19 protein-coding genes are annotated in these 19,116 nt (G+C 66.5%); 10 read left to right on the plus strand and 9 right to left on the minus strand.

What is annotated here, in order from left to right:
* Positions 1–235 precede the first annotated feature (235 nt).
* On the plus strand, positions 236–1,159 hold the full coding sequence (locus JKJ07_RS23335; RefSeq protein WP_202993819.1) for a hypothetical protein: 924 nt from the start codon (positions 236–238) through the stop codon (positions 1,157–1,159).
* 816 nt (positions 1,160–1,975) lie between these two features.
* On the opposite strand, the gene JKJ07_RS23340 is transcribed toward JKJ07_RS23335, so the two are convergent.
* Both JKJ07_RS23340 and JKJ07_RS23345 read right to left on the minus strand, forming a co-directional pair.
* Positions 1,976–3,295 (minus strand): ATP-dependent nuclease, encoded by a 1,320-nt coding sequence (locus JKJ07_RS23340; protein ID WP_202993820.1) that lies wholly within the window; start codon positions 3,293–3,295, stop codon positions 1,976–1,978.
* Positions 3,292–4,458: a DUF262 domain-containing protein gene (locus JKJ07_RS23345; protein WP_202993821.1), complete on the minus strand. Its 1,167-nt coding sequence runs from the start codon at positions 4,456–4,458 to the stop codon at positions 3,292–3,294. Before JKJ07_RS23345 ends, JKJ07_RS23340 begins: the two co-directional genes overlap by 4 nt.
* A 1,368-nt stretch (positions 4,459–5,826) precedes the next feature.
* Here JKJ07_RS23345 and JKJ07_RS23350 point away from each other — a divergent pair.
* From JKJ07_RS23350 to JKJ07_RS23365, 4 genes are read left to right on the plus strand one after another with little or no spacing between them, the layout of a single operon-like run.
* Positions 5,827–6,477 (plus strand): Panacea domain-containing protein, encoded by a 651-nt coding sequence (locus tag JKJ07_RS23350; RefSeq protein ID WP_236029686.1) that lies wholly within the window; start codon positions 5,827–5,829, stop codon positions 6,475–6,477.
* 15 nt (positions 6,478–6,492) lie between these two features.
* On the plus strand, positions 6,493–6,816 hold the full coding sequence (locus tag JKJ07_RS23355) for a hypothetical protein (protein ID WP_202993822.1): 324 nt from the start codon (positions 6,493–6,495) through the stop codon (positions 6,814–6,816).
* The gene (locus JKJ07_RS23360; RefSeq protein ID WP_202993823.1) at positions 6,813–7,163 is read left to right on the plus strand and encodes a hypothetical protein; all 351 of its coding nucleotides are present in this window, start codon (positions 6,813–6,815) and stop codon (positions 7,161–7,163) included. The genes JKJ07_RS23355 and JKJ07_RS23360 overlap by 4 nt, the downstream gene beginning before the upstream one ends.
* A gap of 20 nt (positions 7,164–7,183) precedes the next feature.
* Positions 7,184–7,540, plus strand: a complete 357-nt coding sequence (locus tag JKJ07_RS23365) for a DUF6933 domain-containing protein (RefSeq protein WP_202993824.1) — start codon at positions 7,184–7,186, stop codon at positions 7,538–7,540.
* Here the strand turns inward: JKJ07_RS23365 and JKJ07_RS23370 are convergent.
* The 6 genes from JKJ07_RS23370 to JKJ07_RS23395 all read right to left on the minus strand — a co-directional run bounded on the left by JKJ07_RS23370 (position 7,518) and on the right by JKJ07_RS23395 (position 12,497).
* A complete protein-coding gene (locus JKJ07_RS23370; protein WP_202993825.1) occupies positions 7,518–7,838 on the minus strand; it encodes a type VII secretion target in 321 nt (106 codons plus the stop codon). The genes JKJ07_RS23365 and JKJ07_RS23370 overlap by 23 nt on opposite strands.
* 7 nt (positions 7,839–7,845) lie before the next feature.
* Positions 7,846–8,550, minus strand: coding sequence for a beta/alpha barrel domain-containing protein (locus tag JKJ07_RS23375; protein ID WP_202993826.1), 705 nt, complete (start codon positions 8,548–8,550; stop codon positions 7,846–7,848).
* Entirely contained in the window at positions 8,540–9,010 is a 471-nt protein-coding gene (locus JKJ07_RS23380) for a hypothetical protein (protein WP_202993827.1), read from the minus strand. The genes JKJ07_RS23375 and JKJ07_RS23380 overlap by 11 nt, the downstream gene beginning before the upstream one ends.
* A 266-nt stretch (positions 9,011–9,276) precedes the next feature.
* Complete coding sequence (locus JKJ07_RS23385) at positions 9,277–9,507, minus strand: hypothetical protein (RefSeq protein WP_202993828.1); 231 nt, start codon at positions 9,505–9,507, stop codon at positions 9,277–9,279.
* A 31-nt stretch (positions 9,508–9,538) separates the two neighbouring features.
* Positions 9,539–10,426: an NAD-dependent epimerase/dehydratase family protein gene (locus JKJ07_RS23390; protein ID WP_307834362.1), complete on the minus strand. Its 888-nt coding sequence runs from the start codon at positions 10,424–10,426 to the stop codon at positions 9,539–9,541.
* A gap of 88 nt (positions 10,427–10,514) precedes the next feature.
* Positions 10,515–12,497: a glycosyl hydrolase family 28-related protein gene (locus tag JKJ07_RS23395; RefSeq protein ID WP_202993829.1), complete on the minus strand. Its 1,983-nt coding sequence runs from the start codon at positions 12,495–12,497 to the stop codon at positions 10,515–10,517.
* Between the two features lie 136 nt (positions 12,498–12,633).
* Between JKJ07_RS23395 and JKJ07_RS23400 the strand changes: the two genes are divergently transcribed.
* The 5 genes from JKJ07_RS23400 (at position 12,634) to JKJ07_RS23420 (ending at position 18,004) form a co-directional block, all read left to right on the plus strand.
* On the plus strand, positions 12,634–13,527 hold the full coding sequence (locus JKJ07_RS23400; RefSeq protein ID WP_202993830.1) for a hypothetical protein: 894 nt from the start codon (positions 12,634–12,636) through the stop codon (positions 13,525–13,527).
* A 39-nt stretch (positions 13,528–13,566) separates the two neighbouring features.
* A complete protein-coding gene (locus JKJ07_RS23405; RefSeq protein WP_202993831.1) occupies positions 13,567–14,772 on the plus strand; it encodes a CehA/McbA family metallohydrolase in 1,206 nt (401 codons plus the stop codon).
* 84 nt (positions 14,773–14,856) lie between these two features.
* Entirely contained in the window at positions 14,857–16,074 is a 1,218-nt protein-coding gene (locus JKJ07_RS23410) for a CehA/McbA family metallohydrolase (RefSeq protein WP_307834363.1), read from the plus strand.
* Between the two features lie 7 nt (positions 16,075–16,081).
* Positions 16,082–17,302: an EAL and HDOD domain-containing protein gene (locus JKJ07_RS23415; protein ID WP_307834364.1), complete on the plus strand. Its 1,221-nt coding sequence runs from the start codon at positions 16,082–16,084 to the stop codon at positions 17,300–17,302.
* A 9-nt stretch (positions 17,303–17,311) separates the two neighbouring features.
* Positions 17,312–18,004, plus strand: a complete 693-nt coding sequence (locus JKJ07_RS23420) for an SDR family NAD(P)-dependent oxidoreductase (protein WP_202993832.1) — start codon at positions 17,312–17,314, stop codon at positions 18,002–18,004.
* Here JKJ07_RS23420 and JKJ07_RS23425 read toward each other — a convergent pair.
* Positions 17,984–19,114: an RNA polymerase sigma factor gene (locus JKJ07_RS23425; protein WP_202993833.1), complete on the minus strand. Its 1,131-nt coding sequence runs from the start codon at positions 19,112–19,114 to the stop codon at positions 17,984–17,986. The two genes, JKJ07_RS23420 and JKJ07_RS23425, sit on opposite strands and share 21 nt — an antisense overlap.
* Positions 19,115–19,116 lie beyond the last annotated feature (2 nt).

A 19,116-nucleotide genomic window follows, 5' to 3' on the forward strand; every position in this document is an offset into this window, starting at 1 on the left:
GGGCACACCTCAGCCGCAGCTCGCTCGCGCGGAGACTCGCCACCACTCAGCGTATTGCGGAGCCGGAGCACTTGCGTACAAGGCCTCTGCCACAATGAACGTGTGCGTATCTTAGTTGGAGTGTCCGCGTCGCTGATGCAACCGATGTCGGCTGGAGCGTCAGGACCAAGGAAAGGCTCGCACGGTTTCCGGTCTTGCTTGCTGCGGCGGGTCGGCGGCTCCGCAAGAGGCAGCCTTGTCCAAGCCTGACGCGTTCAGCGCCTACGACCCCATCTTGGCGCAGACGCCCTCCAGCGACCCTTGGTTGCACGGCCCCGGCGAAGCACGCCGTTATGGTCCGGACTTCGATTTGCTCGGCAAGCTCTTGTCCGTCCCCGTCCAAAGCGGCGAAGTGTCGGAGAGTGGTCGATTCGCCAAAGGAATCGACGCCTGGCTGTCACATGAGCTCCGGCGGTCGGGATTCGGCGAAGATGAGGTGTGGCCTCGCGCTACAAGGCCGCGCGTGCTTCCTCGAGACCTTGCAGTCTTACTGGACAAGCTGCCAAACAAGGTCGCAGACGAAGTGCGCCGCCGGCTGCCTCAGCTGCCATCCGTTGGCCCCGCCGACGCCAAAGTCCTAGGACGGGCTTACTACAAGCAAGTTGATGTCTGTATCGCTCGGTGGGATCGAGGGCCGGAGCTGCTGATCAGTACCAAAGCGCAGCTGTCATCCTTCGGGAAGAATCTTCCCAACCGTTTCGAAGAGGCGTACGGCGATGCCGCCAATCTTCGAGGGCGATATCCTCTGGCGGCTGTTGGGTTCTTCTTCGTCCAGCGTGCGACGATCCTAGAGTCTGAGCCGGACGCTTTTGAACGCACCGTCGACATGATCCGCAAGCTGCGCGATCTAGAAGGCGCGAACGGATATACCGCGACGGGCTTGGCGCTGGTCGATTGGTCGGGATCGGCTGACGAACTACCGCAGGTCAACTTGCACTCAGACGAGATTCCCGACGATGTCGGTCCCGCGCAATTCTTGTCAGCAATGATTCACCATGTCACGAAGGTGACGCCGGTGGTCCACCACGTCGCAGTGAGGTCGAAAATGGAACGACGTGGAATTCCAGTGGCCGAGCAGGATTCGGCCGACGCTATGGCTGAGGCGTCCGGCGCGGAATAGGAGGGATTGAGCCCGGACCCCGCCGTGCCGAGCCTCCTTGCATCCGAAGCCTGGCTGACCGCCTTCAGGTGTCGCGGCGGGCAGGCACGCTCGCTGCAGCTCTTTCAGCGGCATTGTAGGCCAGGTCAGGTAGGACGCTGGTGTACCTGACCTGGGTCACACTTTCCCGCTGATGGACGAGGCAAGACGCTGGCCCGGAGATTTGCGTGGTGTCAGTGGGAAACTTGCGCATTAATCCGGGGTCATAGGATGTGCTGGTGGCCCTTACGTGCGGACGGTGAAGACGGCGTCGGGCACGACCGCGGTGCAGATCGTCTACGTCGTCACGACGTGGGGCGCGCGGCATCGAGCACATCGGGTCGGCGCACGACGACGCCGAGTTGGAGGTGTTGAAGGCGGCCGCGCAGCAGCGGATGGCCGGCGGCAGGGTGACCTTGGCCTGGACCGCGCCGGCCCGCCCACACCGGCGGGTGGGCCGTTGCCGATCGCCTCGTCGCGGATCGGTCATCTGTGCGACGCCCTCGCTCACGGCTATCCGGATGCTCGGGTTTGAGCACGACCTGCAGGCCTGGCGATCTACCAACACCAGTGCGACTCCATCGACGAGCATCTAACCGTCGTATTCGCCGCCCTTGCGGTCAGCGCTGGATCGAGGACCGGCCCGTCGGCCCGGGCGGTTCAGCCACCGCCTGCCTCGAACAACTCTGCGAACGCGCGCCGATCGAGACATGGGCGATCACCAGCTACTGGCTGCTCGACGCGCAAGCCGCGGAACTTACCGTCTTCTCTCGGACTCGGGCGCCATGGCCGCCGCCCCTAGCTCCAACCGGCCTTAAGGCCATCTACGAATCGAGATGCCTCATAAGGATTCATTTCAACCCACATCGCTGCGAGCGCCCCCAAGACCTGCACCCTGCCGAACTCCGCTCCGAGGTCATTAACCCAATCATGGGGATCAAGGCCCTCGATAGCGTCGAGCCGGCGGGCCACATCTTCTTTTGAGCGGCCGAGCTTGGATGCCAGGGTTGCCGAATCTGCCGCTAGCGTCTTGAATAACGTGTCAGGATCATCGTCGGTCGGGAGGAATGCCGCGGGCCACCGCCCGTCGCGCCCGTTGAAGCTACCTCGTTGATCACCGTCGAAGGCGATAGCGAACCGAATGTCCGCTCGCGGTGGACGCGGAAGGTGTTCGTAGAGCCTGTTGAGGTAGCCGCTACCGGTACCCCATACCACGGCAGTCCCTCGGAGGAGTTGTCGATCCGAGTAATCGATCAAGGCGTTAGTGAGGTACCAAGCTGACTCGTCCTCGCAAAAGATGACGTGCTCCACCGGCGGCCGAGTGAGAAGGGCGTCCGCGACATTGGGATCATTTACAGCATGTTCTGCAACGGTTGCCCCACTCTCGTCAACTCGAAGGAGAGTAAACGCTCGCTGCTCGACTGCTTCCGAGATCATCTCTTCGGAATGTGTGGTGAGTACAACCTTCCACCCATGGTTGACGCAAATCTGAAGTACACGCGCCAACAATGCGGACACCCCGACGGGCGGCAAGAATGCGTCCGGTTCATCAAGCAGTAAGGTGAGATTTGGAACATCTCTATACTGCTCTAGGATCCAAAATAGAAAGTGAACAGAGAACTCTCCGAGTCCCATGTCGCGCGAGGAATACCTCAGGCCCCGGTACTCTACGCGGAAATATGGAACCAGCGGCTGGTCACCTGACCAATGGAAGCGTTGGGCGATCTCTTGGTCGCTGGGCTCAATTTCGAGAGCATACCACTCAATAGCCGTGTATTCGCGCCCCACAACTCGCTTGAGATCATCGAAGCGCTCGGCGTTGGGTCCAAGATCGTCATACTCTTCGACCATCGCGTCCAGATCGTGGCGAGACCGCAAGATTATGAGCGCCTGTTCACACAAGTGATGCAGGTCAAGCAGTAGCGCGTCATCACCGAGCTCGTCGGAAATTTGTCGCAACAGCCTCGACTTGCCGGCCCCGTTCCTACCCCCAATGACGATGCAAGGATGGGAAAGATCTATAGCGGATCCGGTGCCAACCTGGAACGGGCGCGTCGGTTGATTGGCGTAAGTCCTTTTGAGACCGCTCCAGATGCGGTTCTCCGCAGCCCGCCTCACGGGACGTCCATAATCTCGACGAGTGGATCGCCCCACTGCACCGAGTCAACATAGTCGAATACCAGCGCTTGGACAGGACGTGAGTCAGATCGCAGCAGACCCAGCAGGTCGTCCGAACCCCGACGGCCTGGAGTGCCGAAGAAAGCCTGTGAGAATAGGTGCACGACGACGTCACGGGCGAGCACCGACGACACGTCCGTCACCCGATACGAGGCTCGATCGTCGTAAAGGCTCACCAGATCCAAGAGGCGTCGTTTGTCGGGTCCGTCGTCGTCAACTTCGCCGCGCTTGAGCCTCGCCCGCTCGAACTCGAAGCGACCGAGCAGATCGGGTGGCAGCGGCCCGGTATTTAGTGGAGCCCAGTAGCAGTAAATTAGCCACGTCTGAAGAGTGCCTTTATTGAACTTAACGCGGGTCTCCAGGCTGTCAATTTGGTTTCGTAGCGCCTCACCAGCCGCTCGCACACCCGTAATTGTCGATTCAGAAAAGGCTTGATCGCGATAGTATTGCTCGACTACCGTATTGTTGATATGCCGCCGGAGAGTACCCATCTCGACGGCAACGCAGGTGCGGGCCACGATGTCGTCGTAGGCAAGTCGCCCGTTTGTGAACCCGACTTTCTCCGGTTTAAGCAAGTCGATTTCAATGAGTTCTTTGACGAGCTTCTTTACCTGATTTCGGGCCTCGCCATGTAGCGCATTTCGTTTTTCAGGCGGGGTAAGATTATAGGACTGATTGAGTCGGAAGAACAGTTCGTTCGGTTCCTGGGGCTGATACTCTGTAAGTGTGATGATCGGCAACACAAACCGATTCACAGCACGACGCACGCGGTCAGGAAGGTTGCGATAACGCATCCCGCCCAGCGCCTTGATTTCGGCGTTCTCGGGTTCGGTCTTGCCGTCAATTACGACGCCGCTCGCGAAGAAGTCCCGGATCGCAGCCAGTCGCTGCTGGCCATCGAGCACTACTTCATTACCGTCGGCCTCGATGACGATGTGGATAGCCGGGATATACCAGTCCCGCAGGATCGTGTCTACCAGCCGCTGACGACGCTTGGTATCCCAGATCTCGCCGCGTTGGAAGTTGGGCTGAAGGTCGAGCTCGCCGGCGTTGATCCGGCTCACGATAGTCTCCAACTGGAGATCGGACTTCTCGAGCTTCACGTCAGGTCCTTCTCGTCGGCGCAGCCGGAATCATCCCATGGACCCGATGATCGCAGGTAGTAGCCGATCGCGCGATCATGCGGAGGTGTACCGCCGGGCGCTCTCCACAGCGACATATGCGGATCATCCGGCAGCCGCCTCATGAAGCTCGTTCGGACGCTGAGTTGAAGCCCGCCCATCTTCGAATCTATGTTGGACTACATCTCGCATCACGGTGAGACCACGAAACGTGAGGGCTTACGCGGCGCCGCGTATCCGGAGGACTCCCAGCTAAGGCGTTCCGGGGGCCGGTGTCGAGCGCAGTGACTCGACGTCGTATGCGTCGCTCAGCTCGCCAGTGTCGGCGAATCCGTAGACGGCGAGGGCCTCGTTGATCTGGCGGAACACGTCTGCGTACTGCGCGGGCCAGGGAGGACGCAATGCCCCTCAGCCGGACGGCTGACCTAGACGAAGCACGACGCGCTCCCGAAAGGACGTAAGCTGCGGAGCCGACTACGGATCAGAAGGTCTGAGGTAGTTCCTCGGTGGGCGTCGACGGCTTGACCCTGCGAGCACGCATTGAGCGAATGCACGACAATAGCGGCGTTCGTGATGGGTGTTTCCGCAGTTAGTCAGCGTGGGACCGAGGACCCGTCCGTATTAGGAAACCGATGCTCTATCCCCTGAGCTACGAGGGCCTACGGCCCATATCGTACCTACCAGGGCGTTCCTGGAAGTGCCCGGGCGTCCCATCGAGTGCCGAACGGGCCCATCTGGTGCACCGACCGCGGTTCCGTCGCTGGTCGGAGCACACGCCGAGCGCATTCCGCGCACGCGCGCTTCGGTGTGCCCGGCGGTGACCGTGGGTGCCCAACGCTGACCTGAGGTGCCATCCGCTCGCCGAGCACACCCGGAGCACTCGTACGTCTTCCGAGCTGGGCAAACACCTTCGGCCGTCGACTTGATGTTCGTGCGAGGTCGCGCGATGGTTCGTGCACCGGTACCGCGGGGCGCGCCTCCTGCGGCAGCGTCGCCTAGGCACCTCGCGCACGGGGTGCCCGGCGCGTAGCTTTCGCGGGCAGACGCGGTCTGCGGCCGAACGGCGGCGGGTCAGCGCCTCAGCGTCGTGCGGACGCCAGAAGGAGTTCGGAGACCAGTTCGACATCGTCCGGGGTGACATCGCCGCCACCGACGGCACCGATCCAAAGGAGCGCCGGTGTTCGGTCAATACCGAACACCGAACACCCCGCCATACTTAGACTGCGCGCCGCGGAACTTCCGCTCCAGGCTGCAGGGTATGACAAGCAGCGAATACGGCCCGAGCGAGCCATCGTCTCGGCAGCGACTCCGCACTCCGCCCGCTGCGCCTCTGAGTCGAAAATCAAATCGATGAACATCAACGGCAAGTCAGATCGAGGACAGAGTCGGACGGGCGACACCATTACCGTGAGTATGCAGCGCATCAACGGAGCGAGAGGGGGCGGCGTGCCAATCGCGGCGAGTCTCCAAGGTCCGTCCATCCAAAGGAATGCGATCAAGGACGGCGCGAAATACGGTGCGCCGATGACTACGAGCGCCAACTCCGTCATCGCCGCCATCGATGCCCGCCGGCCGGGCTTGAAACTTGCCAAAAAGCACTCGCTGCTGTTCTTCGTCCAGGGCCATCACATCGCCCACTTCGGCAGCCCACTGTTCGACGAACCCATCACCGCCACCGACCGCGGTGTCTCAGTTCCAGACGCCGACGGCAGCCCGGCCGAGCAGCCGGACACTGAGGGCCCGCTCAACACCATCGGCTACGTCATCGAGCGCTACGGCGCCTTGTCGCCGGCCGACCTTCGCTCCCTCATCCAGTCGTCACAGCCGTGGCAGGCCGCGACCAAGCCGGGAGGCGGCGGGCGCATCGACCCGGACATCCTGCGTGACTGGTTCCGGCGCGACGACGAGACCAACGACCCCGACGACGAACGGCCTAACCGGGCCGAACGCGCGCAGGCCGACGAAATCTGGAAGACCCATAAGGCGCAGCAAGCCTCCTGACCTGCGAGGAGCGGTATGGCCGAACCATCTGGCCCGTGGCGGCTCGACGGCTTCGAGTCGAAGCTTCACGAGTGGGGTCCGACCGTTCCGCTCCCCGGCGAGGTCTACGCCGACATCAAAAGGTGGATCACCACCCGCGCTGACCGCCCACGGGGCAACGCCGTCTTGGTCGACGGCGAGGAAAACGTATGGCAAGCCCCGGTGACCTACCTACCTGATCTAGACAGTGGTCTGCAGCGGGTGGTGTGCCCCTACCGCATCCTCGAGGCCGAGCATCGGATCGTGTGCGAGTTGTTCGCGGTCCTGCCGGCCTCGATCGGCGCGGAGGCGGGCAGGTGAACAGCCACTGGGAGTTGAAAGAGTTCAAGGTCCTGTTTCCTCGCTGGCGCGACCTCAGCGAGCCGCGGCCTCCCGCCGACGTGGTGAAGCGCGTCGACATCTGGTGGCGTGGCCTTGAGTTCTCCTCTGGTCGCCCGAGCGCTAACCGGGTCAGCCCGGACAGGGACCCCGTCGGCAACCTGTGGTGGACATGGGTTCCGAACGGCGACTGGACAGACGAGCACAAACGCCGTTTCCGGGTCGTCTGCTACCTGCGAGTCTTCGAGAACGATGATCCGCGGCGGATTGTCTGCGAGAAGTTCGAGACGTGCGAGGCCGTATCGCCGCCCGCAGGACCTGTTGCCTGAAACATTGGCGCACCGTCCGCGTGACCAACAAGCTACGCCAGCGGCTCGGATCGGCGACGCCGCATGACGGTGAACCGTCGACCACCCTGCTCGGCGATTGGCACGCGAACCTGCTGCCGTGGCGGCCCCAACAACTCGTCCTGCTGATCAACGAGAAGACGCTGCTGCCGGTGTTGATGGCACTGGCATCCGGTGCCTCCGCGCCGGCCCGTATCGGTTCGGAGATCGCCGCTGCCCTGGCTACCCACCAGGCGCCGTCGACTTTCATCGACGGCGAGTTGAGCCACATGTGTGACATCGCTGAGCGGCCGCAAGCCCTCTGTGAGCGAGCCGTTCGTGAAAGGGATCCACCAGCTACGCGGCGTTCGTGCGGGTAGCGGTAAGAATCCGCTCCGCTGCCGCGTCGTCGACGTCCGCGTACCCCTGGCCGGTTCGGATCAGGGCGTCCGCGGCGAGCCCGAGGTTCTTCTCGACATGCGCGAACAGTTGGTTCTGCCGTTGGTGCCGGCGTTCCAGCACGTCCGCCATCCAGCCGCAGAGCAGTCCGAACGCGGCATCGTCGGCGGCGATGCTCGCACTCGCGGCTTTGATGTTGTCCACCCTCTGCCGCAGCGCCTCCAACTTGGCCGCGTGCGCGCGAAGTTGTTCGGCCTCGACCGAGAACCCTTCGGCCATTGTTCAGTCACCCCCTCAGGGCCTGCAGCGTGTTGAGCGTTTCGGCGTACGAGTGGAAGCGCACACCGCCATGGCGGGCGCTCTCGGCAAGCGTGAACAACAGGCCGCTCACTTGCGGAAGCGCGCCCACGATTTCGTGCACGTTGTCGGGCGTGAAGTCCAGACCGATCAGCAGAGGATGCGCGGCGGCGAGATCGTTCAGGTCGGCGATCTGGAACTCGTCCTCGTATTCAGGCGACCGATCGCGCAGAAACGACCAGGATCCGCTGTATTCCGGCAGCACGTCGGCCTGGAAGTAGGCGACTTCTAAATTCTCTTCATCGGTGAAGTCGCTGAGGATCCAGCCCGGGTCGTCGTCGTGGGCGATCTCTATGCCGCCGAAGACGATTCCGATGCCGGCGTCGCTCAGCCGGGCTCGTACGTCGGCCGGGGGAACGGCCCGGCGGGCGGATCGCACCAGGGGCGCGCGCACTGCCTGCGCAATCCGCAGGACCCGAGCCGGGTCGTCGTTGAGGTCGAGCACCGGCACCAGAGCCGCCGTCGACAGCCTACGGCCGATCTCGTCGGCCTGTTCGACGGTGATCTCCCGGTTGTCCGCGAAGCGCGGGTCGGGTGTCAGATCGACTCCGAGCAGGGCGACGCCGGCCTTCTCCAGGGCGACGGCCTCGTCCGCCGAACGAATCCGGTCCACCTTGATCAGGTCATTCGTCATAGCGCACCACGTTCCCACTCAACTCGTCCGCACCCCGGAAGTTTTTCGGGATGACCCAAATCCTGCCCTCTGTCGAGGTGGAGACCTTCCAGTACGGCGACCCTTCCGGCGTGTGCCGCCCGCCGCCCGGATGCACCTGGATGTTCGCAATCTCGGGGTGCCCCTGGATACGCACCTGTTGCGAGAGCTGCGAGGTGCCCTTCTTGGTGCTCTGGTCGACCCGCACCTGATAGCCGGCCGCGGTGAACTGGTCGGCGATGTCCTGCGCCGACCGCCCGACGAGAGACTTCGGGTTGCTGACGATATTGCCGACGAATGCGTGCGGGTCGCCTGAGTCCGCCCGCGCCGAACTGAGCGTGGGATCGCCGTCCGTGCTCTGTCCGGCGGTCCTGGATGCGCGGTCGCGGCCGACCTCTCCCGCGTTGAGTGTCGCGGCCAGGACGTTCTCCTGGGACACCATGCCGCCATTGGGACCGCCGGCCGGGCGGGGCCTGGGCGCCGACGGGGATCCACCGCCCTCCCCCTGCGGCCCACGCGACTTCGGCGGCGCCATCGAACCCCCGAACAAATGATGATCAGTGTCGATGCGCCATCGTAGTAACCCGATGCCATTGACCCATGACCGAAAGTCAGGGGCACGAATGCCAACTCCATGTCACGCTGAACGATCTGGCCGTAGTGGCGCGCTCGACGCCGGCGAACACGAGCTGGATCCAAGTGATCACATCAGTTTGCCTCGCTGCTCACCACCGCGCCGGGTGGGCAGGGGCTGATCATCGGGGCAGGTGGGGAAGCGGCGAGCCGTTCGAGGGCGGCGGCCAGGCGGTCCATCGCGACGTCGGTGCCGGAGTAGGTCGGGGAGCAGACGACGCGGCGGTCGTCGAATCCCTGGCCGAGCCGGCGGCCCGGCAGCACGAAGGAGATCCCTTCCGGGGTGGGAGTGCGGCGCTCGTCCACGGCGGCCGCTCCCGCTGAGCAGGGCCGAACGTCAGCGCGGATGGGCCGCCACGAATGAGGCGATGTAGTCGTCGAGGCGGTGTTCGACCGTCCAGCCGAGCTCGGCTGCCTTGTTGTTGTCGGCCTGGCCGCGGGTTCGTTCGCCGCGGAGGGTGGGGGTGAGTTCGTAGGGCACACCGAACATCTTGGCTACCTCGAGGATGGGCCATTCGTGGCCGGCGCCGAGCAGGAAGCCGTCGCCGTTGGCTTTCTGGGCTACCAGGACTATGCCGCGGACGATGTCGTCGATGTGGGTGAAGTCGCGGGTCTGGGTGCCGGGTGAGACGACCGGGAGGGGCTCGCCCTTGAGGTATTTGTCCTCGAAGATGCCGATGACCGTGGCGTATTTGCCGCTGGCGATCTGGCCGGGGCCGTAGACGTTGTAGAAGTACGTAATTGCGTAGTCGAGGCCGTACCACGTCGAGTAGTTCTTGATGTACTCGATGTTCTTGGCCTTGGTCCACGCGTACGGGTTGAGATTTTCGTCCTGGCCGTCGTTGCCGAACTTCGAGCTCGAGCCTGCGTAGATCAGCTTGGAGCCGTTGGCCGACGCGAACTTGACCACCTCTTTGGTTCCGAGGAGGTTGAAGTCCCAGGTCAGGTCGTGGTCCTCGAACGAGGTGACGATCCGCGAGTATTCGCCCAGGTGGAAGACGATCTCGGGGCTGGGCAGGCCGCGGTCGGCCCAGATCTTGGCCAGGTCGACGGTCGAGCCGTCGATGTAGGTCACCCGGGGGTTGTTCACGTGGTTTTCCGGGACGCCGGTGAAGTAGTTGTCGAGCGAGACGATCACGGCCGCGGGGTAATCCGTCAGTAGCGCCTTGATCAGGGCGGAACCGACAAATCCGGCACCGCCGGTGACCAGCAGTGTTTGACTCACGACGCTTCTCCCGACTGACGACTCCCGGCGGAAAAGGCTACCAAGAGTGGACCGCCCGGCCCGAATCGTTCGGGCCGGGCGGTGCCCTTCAGAGCCAGAGGGACGGGGCCGGAGGGGTCACAACCGGGGGCCGGTCGTCACAGGTGATCGTGTTGGGGAGCAGCCACGGCGCGAGCCAGCCGCCGTCGTTGCCGCCACGGTCGGTGACGGTGAACTCGGAGCCGGCGGGGGTGAAGCCGAAGCTGCCGCAGTTGTTGACCCCCACGGCGCCGACGTTGCGGGCGTCGACGTTCTCGAACGATGCGGCGCCGGCGACGCGGGCGCTGAGCACGCTCGTACCCGTACCGTCGATTCTGATGTCCTTGAAATGGGCGTCGGGAACCGAGTAGAGGTCCTTCACCGCCCACTCGGAGACCATCATGATCGCGTTGTAGGTGCTGTCGAGGTAATGGTCGCCGGTGACCTGGATGTCGGCCTCGATGCTGCGGTCGAGCGCGTAGATCCAGAGTGCACCGAGCCCGATGTTCCAGTTCAGTTCGAGGGTGCCCGCACGGACCGCGGTATTGCCGGTGAAACGAAGCGTCCCTGCGAACGGCTCGGCGCCGAAACGCGACCCGGCATGCAGGGCACTGCCCTCCCGAATCGGGTCGGCGATCAGATTGTTCGAGACGGTGATGTCCTTGCCGCCATAGATCGCGATGCCGTTGGCCAGCACGGGCGTTTGCACGGTGTTGCGGTCGAACGTATTGCCCGCGTTGGTGGTCTTCTCGGCCCACATGGCGAGCGCGTCGTCGCCGGTGTTGCGCAGGAAATTGTTGCGGGCCACCGATTTCGTGACGCCGGTGTGGAAATTGAGGCCGTCGGCGATCTGGTCGACGATGACATTGTTCTCGACCCGGGTGTTGGTCATCGGGCCGTCGAACCACAGGCCGACCTTGGTGTGCTGAATGTGCAGGCCCTTGATCGTCGAGTCGCTCATTGCCCCGCCGACGCCGTTCACCTGGTCGGTGTCGATTCTTTCCCGTACGTCACCCTGGATCGCGAATCCGGACAGGTGCACGTTTCTGCTGCCGCCGTCGGCTGCGTCCTTGCCGTAGAAACCGACGCCGGTGTGCACCGAGCCGTCGGGAGCGGGCGAGCCCAACGCGACCTCGCGGCCCTTGATGATCGTGTACCAGTTGCCGGCGCCCTCGATCGTCACGTCGTCGACCAGGATGTGCCGGTTGACCTGGAAGACGCCCGGGGGAACGTACACCTTGAGCCTGGTCTTCTTGGCGAACGCGATCGCCTTTTCGAAAGCCGGGGCGGAGTCCCGCTTGCCGGTCGGGTCGGCGCCGAAGGCGAGCACATTCGCCGCGAGCAGATTGACGTACGGGAGTCCGACCAGCTCGGAGTCGAGCAGGTCGAGGACCGTCCACGGCACGGCCGCCGACGCGGTCAGCCGCACCTTCTCCCCCGCCGCGACCGCGCGGCCCAGCAGCAGACGCTGCTCGTCATAGAAGTGGCTGGGCCGGAACGGCTTGCTGATCACCGGCGTGGGCGTGGTCTGGGCCGGCACGCAGGCGCACTCGGTGATCCACCAGTCGGGGTGCAGCAGGTCGGCGGCGGGGTCGTTGCTGAACGGATATTGGTTGTAGAGCCACGAATACTGCGAGGTCAGCGTCATTGAGCGGGACGTGTTGCCGGCCTTGACGGCGAGCGGGGCGGTCAGGCCTCCGCCGGTGGGCGCGTCCGGGATGCTGTAGCGCACGGTGATGGCGTTGGCCGCCTTGGGCAGCGTGAACTCGACGTATTGGCCCGGGGTGAGCCGGACGGCGGAGCGGCCGGAGGCCTCGGCGGGCAGCGAATAGGCCGTACGGTCGGGGCCGATCACGGTGCCGTTGGTCTTGGCGCGCTCGGCCTCCTGCTCGAGGAACGCGACCGAGGCGCCCCGGCCGGCCACGAGCGACGGGTCGAGGGCAGCTCGGGTAACTGTGGGGGCAGCCGCGGCGGGCGCGGCGACAGCGGGGGCCGGGAGCAGCGAAACGGCGGCGACGGCCACCAGGGCCGGCAGTATCCGGGACGAAGGCATCTACGAGGCTCTTTCTCGAAGGGAGCGTTCCCCGGCGGCGGGACGGGCGCCGATCGAGGTGGAGTGACCATAAGATTGCTGTGACGCAGTCCACAAGGTTCGGTCCATAGTTTCCGGCAGATTGCTCGATGCTTTCGTGAAGCGCTCGATTTCTTTCATCGCCGCCCTGCTGGTGGTCGCCGCTTGCAGCAAACCGGAGCAAGAGCCGGCCTGGTCCAAGATCGACCTACCCACGGACGGCCGGATGGTGCTGCGCGACGTGGCCGACTGCGGCGACAAGTGGTGGGCGGTGGGCGGCGTGCTGACCGGGACGGCGAGTGGCGCGTCGGCAGGGCCCATGAGCGACGGGCAAGCGGCGCCCGCGACCCGCCCGGCCGCATGGATCGGCAGTCCGGGCAGCGCCTGGACGGAAGTCCCGTTCGCACCCCTGCCCGCCAGCTACTACGGCCCACGCCAGGTGATCAAGAGTGTGGCTTGCGCGGACGGCCGGGTAGCGATGGTCGGGGCGGTCCCCGGCGGCGCGCACGGCAACCCCCGGGTCAGCACCTGGCGGCTGACGACGGACGGGCGCATGGCCGAGAACCCTGCGCCTTTCGAGACGTACGGCGGCGACGAGGCCGTCGGGGTGGGGCCCATCGCGGCCGGTCCGCGGGGTTTCGCGATCGCGGGCATCCGGAGCAGCGGGGCGGCGGCGTGGTTCTCACCGGACGGGCGGACGTTCACGTTGAGCGAGCTCGACGCCGCGGGTACGGCGGCCGACGACGTACGGGCGCTCCCGGACGGCCGCTGGCTGATCACGGGAACAACCGCCGATCAGCAGCCGGCCACCTGGGTTGTCGAGGACGGGCACTGGGCACCGGGGGCGCGGCCCTCGGACGTACGGGAAACGGCAGTTGTCACGGACGGGGAACTGCGGATCGCCGGGGAGCCGGCCGACGCCCCCGTCCGGCCGGTCGCCGTGGCCACACACGCCGACACGATTCTGCTGGCCGGGGACGACAGCCTGTGGCAGGCCACCGTTCATCGCTGAGACATCCATAGCTGTCGCTACCTTGCGATGCTCGGGCGCATGACCGCCCACGAGCACCACCACACGCACGACCACCTGACCCGTCGTTCGCTGATCGCCGCGTCCGGCGGGCTGCTGGTGCTGGCCGCCACCCCGGGCAGCGCGCAGGCCCGGACGCTCAACGCACCCGCCGCCCGGGGCGCCTCGCGCGCCTCGGCCATCAGCCAGGGCACCGCGCTGGTGCACGCCGACCTGCACAATCACACCCTGATGTCGGACGGCGACGGCGACCCGGCCAACGCGTTCGCCTCGATGCGCGAGGCCGGCCTCGACGTGGCCGCGCTGACCGACCACACCACGCTGTTCGCGATCGAGGGCCTGTCGTCGTCGGAGTGGCGGCGGGCCGGGCAGCTCGCCGACGCCGCCAACGACCCGGGCGTCTACACGGCGATCCGCGGTTTCGAGTGGTCGCACCCGCTGCTCGGGCACGTCAACGTCTGGTATTCCGGCAACTTCACCGACCTGGGCAGCTCGTCGAGCATGGGCAAGCTCTACGACTTCATCGAGGGGTCGGGCGGGATCAGCGGCTTCAACCACCCGGGCCGCGAGGTGCTGCGGTTCAACGACTTCTCGTACGACGCGAGCCTGCGCGATCAGATGGTCGGGCTCGAGATGTTCAACCGGGGCGACGACTACCTGTTCGACGGCTGGTCGAACGGCCAGAGCTCCCCGCTCAACGCGTGCCTCAACGCGGGCTGGCGTACGGGCCTGACCGGCGTCACCGACGAGCACGGCACCAACTGGGGCTTCCCCGAGGGCAAGGGCCGTACGGGATTGTGGGTCGCCGAGAACACGCGCAACGGGGTGCTGGAGGCCATGCGGGCGCGGCGCTTCTTCGCCACCCGGGTGAGCGGTCTTCGGCTCGACGCGACTGCTTCCGGCGTACGGATGGGAAGCTCTTTGCCGTTCGCCCGGGGTGACGTGCGCTTCTCCGTCGATCTCGACCGGGGCCCGGAGTGGGCCGGCAAGCCGCTCAAGCTGCAGGTGCTGCGGCCCGGCACGCGGGCGCCCGAAGTGGTCGAGGTGATCGACACGACGGCCGGGCGGATCACCGAGTTCACCGTGCCGCTCGACGTCGAGGACGGCAAGTGGGTCGTCATCCGCGTCTCCGACCCCACGCAGGCCAACGCGTCGCCGGGACCTTCCGGTCACCCGTGTAACGACTGGGGCGTCGCATATTCCAGCCCGTGGTGGCTGACCAACTGAACGGGCGACCTCATACGGTCAATCCTCCGGCGGTCGTTGCGCGATTCGCCTGATCATCGCCGGAGGCCTTGACATGCTCCCTGGGTGACCTCAGGCCACCATCACCATGTCTCCCGTCGTTCCTTGCTGGCCGGTGCCGGCAGTCTCCTCATGCTGGGCACCGCGCCCGGGACCGCGCAGGCGGCGCCGACCGGGGCCGGCCGCCGGTCGCGGGTGACCCGCGGCACCACGCTCGTGCACGCCGACCTGCACAATCACACGCTGCTGTCGGACGGCATGGGCGAGCCCGAACTGGCTTACGCGTCGATGCGCAAGGCCGGGATGGACGTCGCCGCGCTGACCGACCACGCCACCGACTCGGGCTTCACCGGGATCACGACGGCCAAGTGGAAGCAGATCGGCGAGCTGACCGAGCAGGCCGACGCGGCCGGCACCTACACGTCGCTGCGCGGCTTCGAGTGGTCGCATTCGCACCTCGGGCACGTCAACGTCTGGGGCACCGACTCGTTTCTCGGCTCGGGCGGGGTCAAGACCATGACGCCCCTGTACGACTGGCTGGCCCGCACCGAGGGTCTGGCCAGCTTCAACCACCCGGGGCGGCAGCGCGAACGGTTCGGCGAGTTCGCGTACGACGCGCGGGTGGCCGAGCAGCTGGTCGCGCTGGAGATCTTCAACAACGAGGACGACTACCTGTTCGAGGGCTGGCCCAAGTTCAGCTCCCCGCTGGTGGCCTGTCTCAACGCGGGGTGGCGTACGGGCCTGAGCGGGGTGGCTGACGAGCACGGCTTCGACTGGGGGCACGACGAGAACAAGGGGCGTACGGGCCTCTGGGTCACCGCGAACTCCCGGGCCGGGGTGCTGGCCGCGCTGCGGGCGCGCCGGTTCTTCGCGAGCCGGGTGCGCGGGCTGCGCCTGGACGCCACGGCCGACGGCGTACGGATGGGTGGCCGCCTGCCGATCGCCCGGCGGGAGGTGACCTTCCGCGTCGACCTCGACCCGGGTCCCGAGCTCGCCGGCCGCAAGCTGAACCTGCAGGTGCTGCGGCCCGGCGCGACGGCGCCCGAGGTCGTCGAGATGCGGCATCTGGAGTCCGGGAACGTTCTCAAGTTCACCGTGCCGCTCAACGTGGCCGACGGCGACTGGGTCGTGCTGCGGGTGTCGGACCCGAGCCGCGACAACAAGTCGCCCGGTCCGGCCGGGCACGCGTGCAACGACCTGGGCCTGGCCTATTCAAGCCCGTGGTGGCTGACCGGCGGATCCGTCCCGGCCAAAGCATCAACTCGTCATCCGTCCGGCCGATAGGCAGCCCGTGAGATCATCGGAGTCCGCGGACGGCACCCAGCTGGTGCACGTGGGTCGTCAGCCGATCTTCGATGTGCACGGTGACGTCGTCGCGTACGAGCTGCTCTTCCGGGGCAGCATGGAGGCGGTCGCGGCGGGCCGCCAGGACACGTATGCGACCAGCACGGTCATGATCAACGCCTTCACCGAGTTCGGCATCGGTGAGGTCGCGGGCGACCGTTTTTGCTTCATCAACCTGACCCGCGAGTTCCTCTCCGGGGAGCTGCCGCTGCCGTTCGGGCCGGACCAGGTGGTGCTCGAGGTGCTCGAGACGGTCGAGATGGACGACGACGTGGTCGCCGGGATCACCCGCCTGGCCGAGGCCGGCTATCGGATCGCCCTCGACGACTTCGTCTGGGGCGCCGGGCAGGAGCGGCTGTTCGGCCTGGCCTCGTACGTGAAACTCGATCTTCTCGACGGCGATCTCGAGCACCTGGACGAGGTGGTCGCGGCGGTGCGCCGGTTCCCCAACATCCAGCTCGTGGCGGAGCGGCTGGAGACTGACGAGCAGGTCGCGCTGGCCGACCGCTACGGCATGGAGCTGCGCCAGGGTTACGCCCTGAGCCGGCCCCAGGTGCTGACCGTGGCCAGCCTCTCCCCCTCCCGGCTGCGCCGGCTCGAGCTGGTCAACGCGCTCAGCGCCCCCGACGCCGACATGCCGCGGATCGTCTCGATCATCGCCAGCGACCCGGCGTTGTCCCTGCGCGTGCTGCGGGCGAGCAACTCGGTCGCCGCGGGGCACGCCAACCGGGTCTCCTCAGTGCGGCAGGCCGTGGTGATGGTCGGGCTCAAGCACATCCGGCAGTGGGCGATGCTCATGGTGCTGGACGACGTGGGCGGGGCCACCGAGGAGCACATGCTGGGCGTGCTGACCCGGGCCCGGCTGTGCGAGAACGTGGCGCAGTGGTTCGGGGCGACGCCCGACGCGGCGTTCATGGCCGGGGTGATCACCGGGGTGGCGTCGATTCTGGGCATCCCGCCGGCCGCCATGACCGAGCAGTTCCCGCTGGCCCCGGCGGTGGCGGCCGCGCTCACGACCGGCAGCGGGCGGCTCGGGCAGGTGCTGCGGGCCGTCGACTCGTACGAGCGGGGTGAGCTGGGCACGTTCGACCTGGCCCCGCAATACATGGACGCCGTCCGGTGGTCGACGCGGGCCCTCGACGCCTCGAACCGGTTGGCGGCCGCGTAGGTTCTCCCGGTGGATATCGCTGTTGTCACCGGGGCCGGTTCCGGGCTCGGCCGCTTTCTCGCGGTCGGCCTTGCTGAGGACGGCGCGCACGTCATAGCCGCCGACGTCGATCGCGCCGCGGCCGAGGAGACCGCCCGGCTCACCGGCGGCACTGCCGTGACCTGCGATGTCACCTCCCGCTCGGACGCCGAGGCGCTGATCGCGCGGGCGGTCGAGGCGGGCGGGCCGCACGTGCTGATCAACAACGCGGGCGGCTGGACGCCGGGCGCGCAGTTCCCCGACGCCGACCCCGAGGCGTGGGGCCGCACCCTCGACCTCAACCTGCGCGCCCCCATGCACCTGACCCAGCTCGCCCTGGCCCCGATGGCCCGGCTGGGCGGGGGCGCGATCGTCAACATCGCCTCCTCGGCCGGGTCGGAGGAGACCCCGTACGGCTCCCCCGAATACGGCGCGGCGAAGGCCGGCCTGATCCGTTTCACCACGGCGCTGGGCGACCCGGGCCGGATCGGCGGCACCCGCGTGACGTGCCTGGTACCCAACTGGATCGGCCTCGACCGCGCCCACGCCGAACTGGCCGCGATGACGCCCGACGAACGCGCCCGGGCGGCCCCGCTCATTCCGCCCACCAAGGTCGTGGCGGCCGCGCTCGGGCTGCTGCGGGCCGGGGCGGGCGGAACGGTGCTAGAGCTCGTCGGCGCGTGACAACAGGGCTCTTCTCTCCGGGCCGTCCGGGATTTTCGCGGCCGCCTCCCGGAAGAGCTTTTTGGCGTCCTCCGTCCGGCCCGCGCGCGCCGTGAGATCCGCTTCGACAGCGATCGACAGGGGATAATTCTCCAGTTCCGGGAGCATTTTCAGACCGGCCTCCGGACCGTACGCATATCCGTGCGCCACGGCCCGGTTCAGCTCGACGACCGCGGTCGGCTGAACCCGGACCAACTCGTCGTACCAGAGCGCGATCGACCGCCAGTCCGATTCGTCACCCGCGTGACCGGCGGCGATCCGCGCGTGCAGGGCGTACGGGCCCTCGATGGGGGTGCGCAGCAGGATCTCGAGCGCCTCGGCGATGGCCGCGCGGTCCCACCTCGTACGGTCCTGGCGGTCGAGCGTGACCAGGTCGCCCCGCTCGTCGCGCCGGGCGGCCCGCCGGGAGTGCTGCAGCAGGAACAGCGCGAGCAGCGACGCCACCTCCGACTCGCCGGGCATCAGCCCCGCCAGCAGCCGGGCCAGCCGGATGGCCTCGTCGGCGATCAGCGGCTCCCCGTCGTAGCCCTGGTTGAACAGCAGGTAGAGCACCGCGAGCACCCCCGGCAGCCGCTCGTGCAGGGCGTCACCCTCGGGCACCCGGTACGGGATCCGAGCCTGCGCGATCTTGGACTTGGCCCGGGTGATGCGCCTGGTCATCGTGGGTTCGGTAACGAGGAAGGCGCGCGCGATGTCGGCCGTCGACAGGCCCGCCACCGTACGCAGGGTGAGCGCCACCCGGGCCTCCAAGGCGAGCGCGGGATGGCAGCACGTGAAGATCAGGCTCAGCAGGTCGTCGTTGGCTCGCTGCGGCTGGATCAACGTCGCCTCCCGCAGTTTGCGCTGCTCAACAGCGGCGCGCCGCACATGATCAAGGGCCCGGTTCCGGGCGACAGTCGTCAACCAGCCGCCCGGATTGTCGGGAACGCCGTCGCGCGGCCACTTCTCGAGCGCGATAGCCAGCGCGTCCTGCGCACAGTCCTCGGCCAGCGTCCAATCCCCCGTCACCCGGATCAGGGTGGCGACGATGCGGCCCCAATGCTCCCGATGGGCCTGCGCGACGGCATCCATCT

It is taken from the genome of Paractinoplanes lichenicola (genome assembly GCF_016785085.1).
Classification (GTDB): Bacteria; Actinomycetota; Actinomycetes; order Mycobacteriales; family Micromonosporaceae; genus Actinoplanes; species Actinoplanes lichenicola.

Bases quoted from the DNA above. Each gene is read 5' to 3' on its own strand.
- JKJ07_RS23350 (WP_236029686.1), top strand. From the start codon at position 5,827: ATGAACATCAACGGCAAGTCAGATCGAGGACAGAGTCGGACGGGCGAC.
- JKJ07_RS23380 (WP_202993827.1), bottom strand. From the start codon at position 9,010: ATGGTGTCCCAGGAGAACGTCCTGGCCGCGACACTCAACGCGGGAGAG.
- JKJ07_RS23375 (WP_202993826.1), bottom strand. From the start codon at position 8,550: ATGACGAATGACCTGATCAAGGTGGACCGGATTCGTTCGGCGGACGAG.
- JKJ07_RS23425 (WP_202993833.1), bottom strand. From the start codon at position 19,114: ATGGATGCCGTCGCGCAGGCCCATCGGGAGCATTGGGGCCGCATCGTC.
- JKJ07_RS23355 (WP_202993822.1), top strand. From the start codon at position 6,493: ATGGCCGAACCATCTGGCCCGTGGCGGCTCGACGGCTTCGAGTCGAAG.
- JKJ07_RS23395 (WP_202993829.1), bottom strand. From the start codon at position 12,497: ATGCCTTCGTCCCGGATACTGCCGGCCCTGGTGGCCGTCGCCGCCGTT.
- JKJ07_RS23405 (WP_202993831.1), top strand. From the start codon at position 13,567: ATGACCGCCCACGAGCACCACCACACGCACGACCACCTGACCCGTCGT.
- JKJ07_RS23370 (WP_202993825.1), bottom strand. From the start codon at position 7,838: ATGGCCGAAGGGTTCTCGGTCGAGGCCGAACAACTTCGCGCGCACGCG.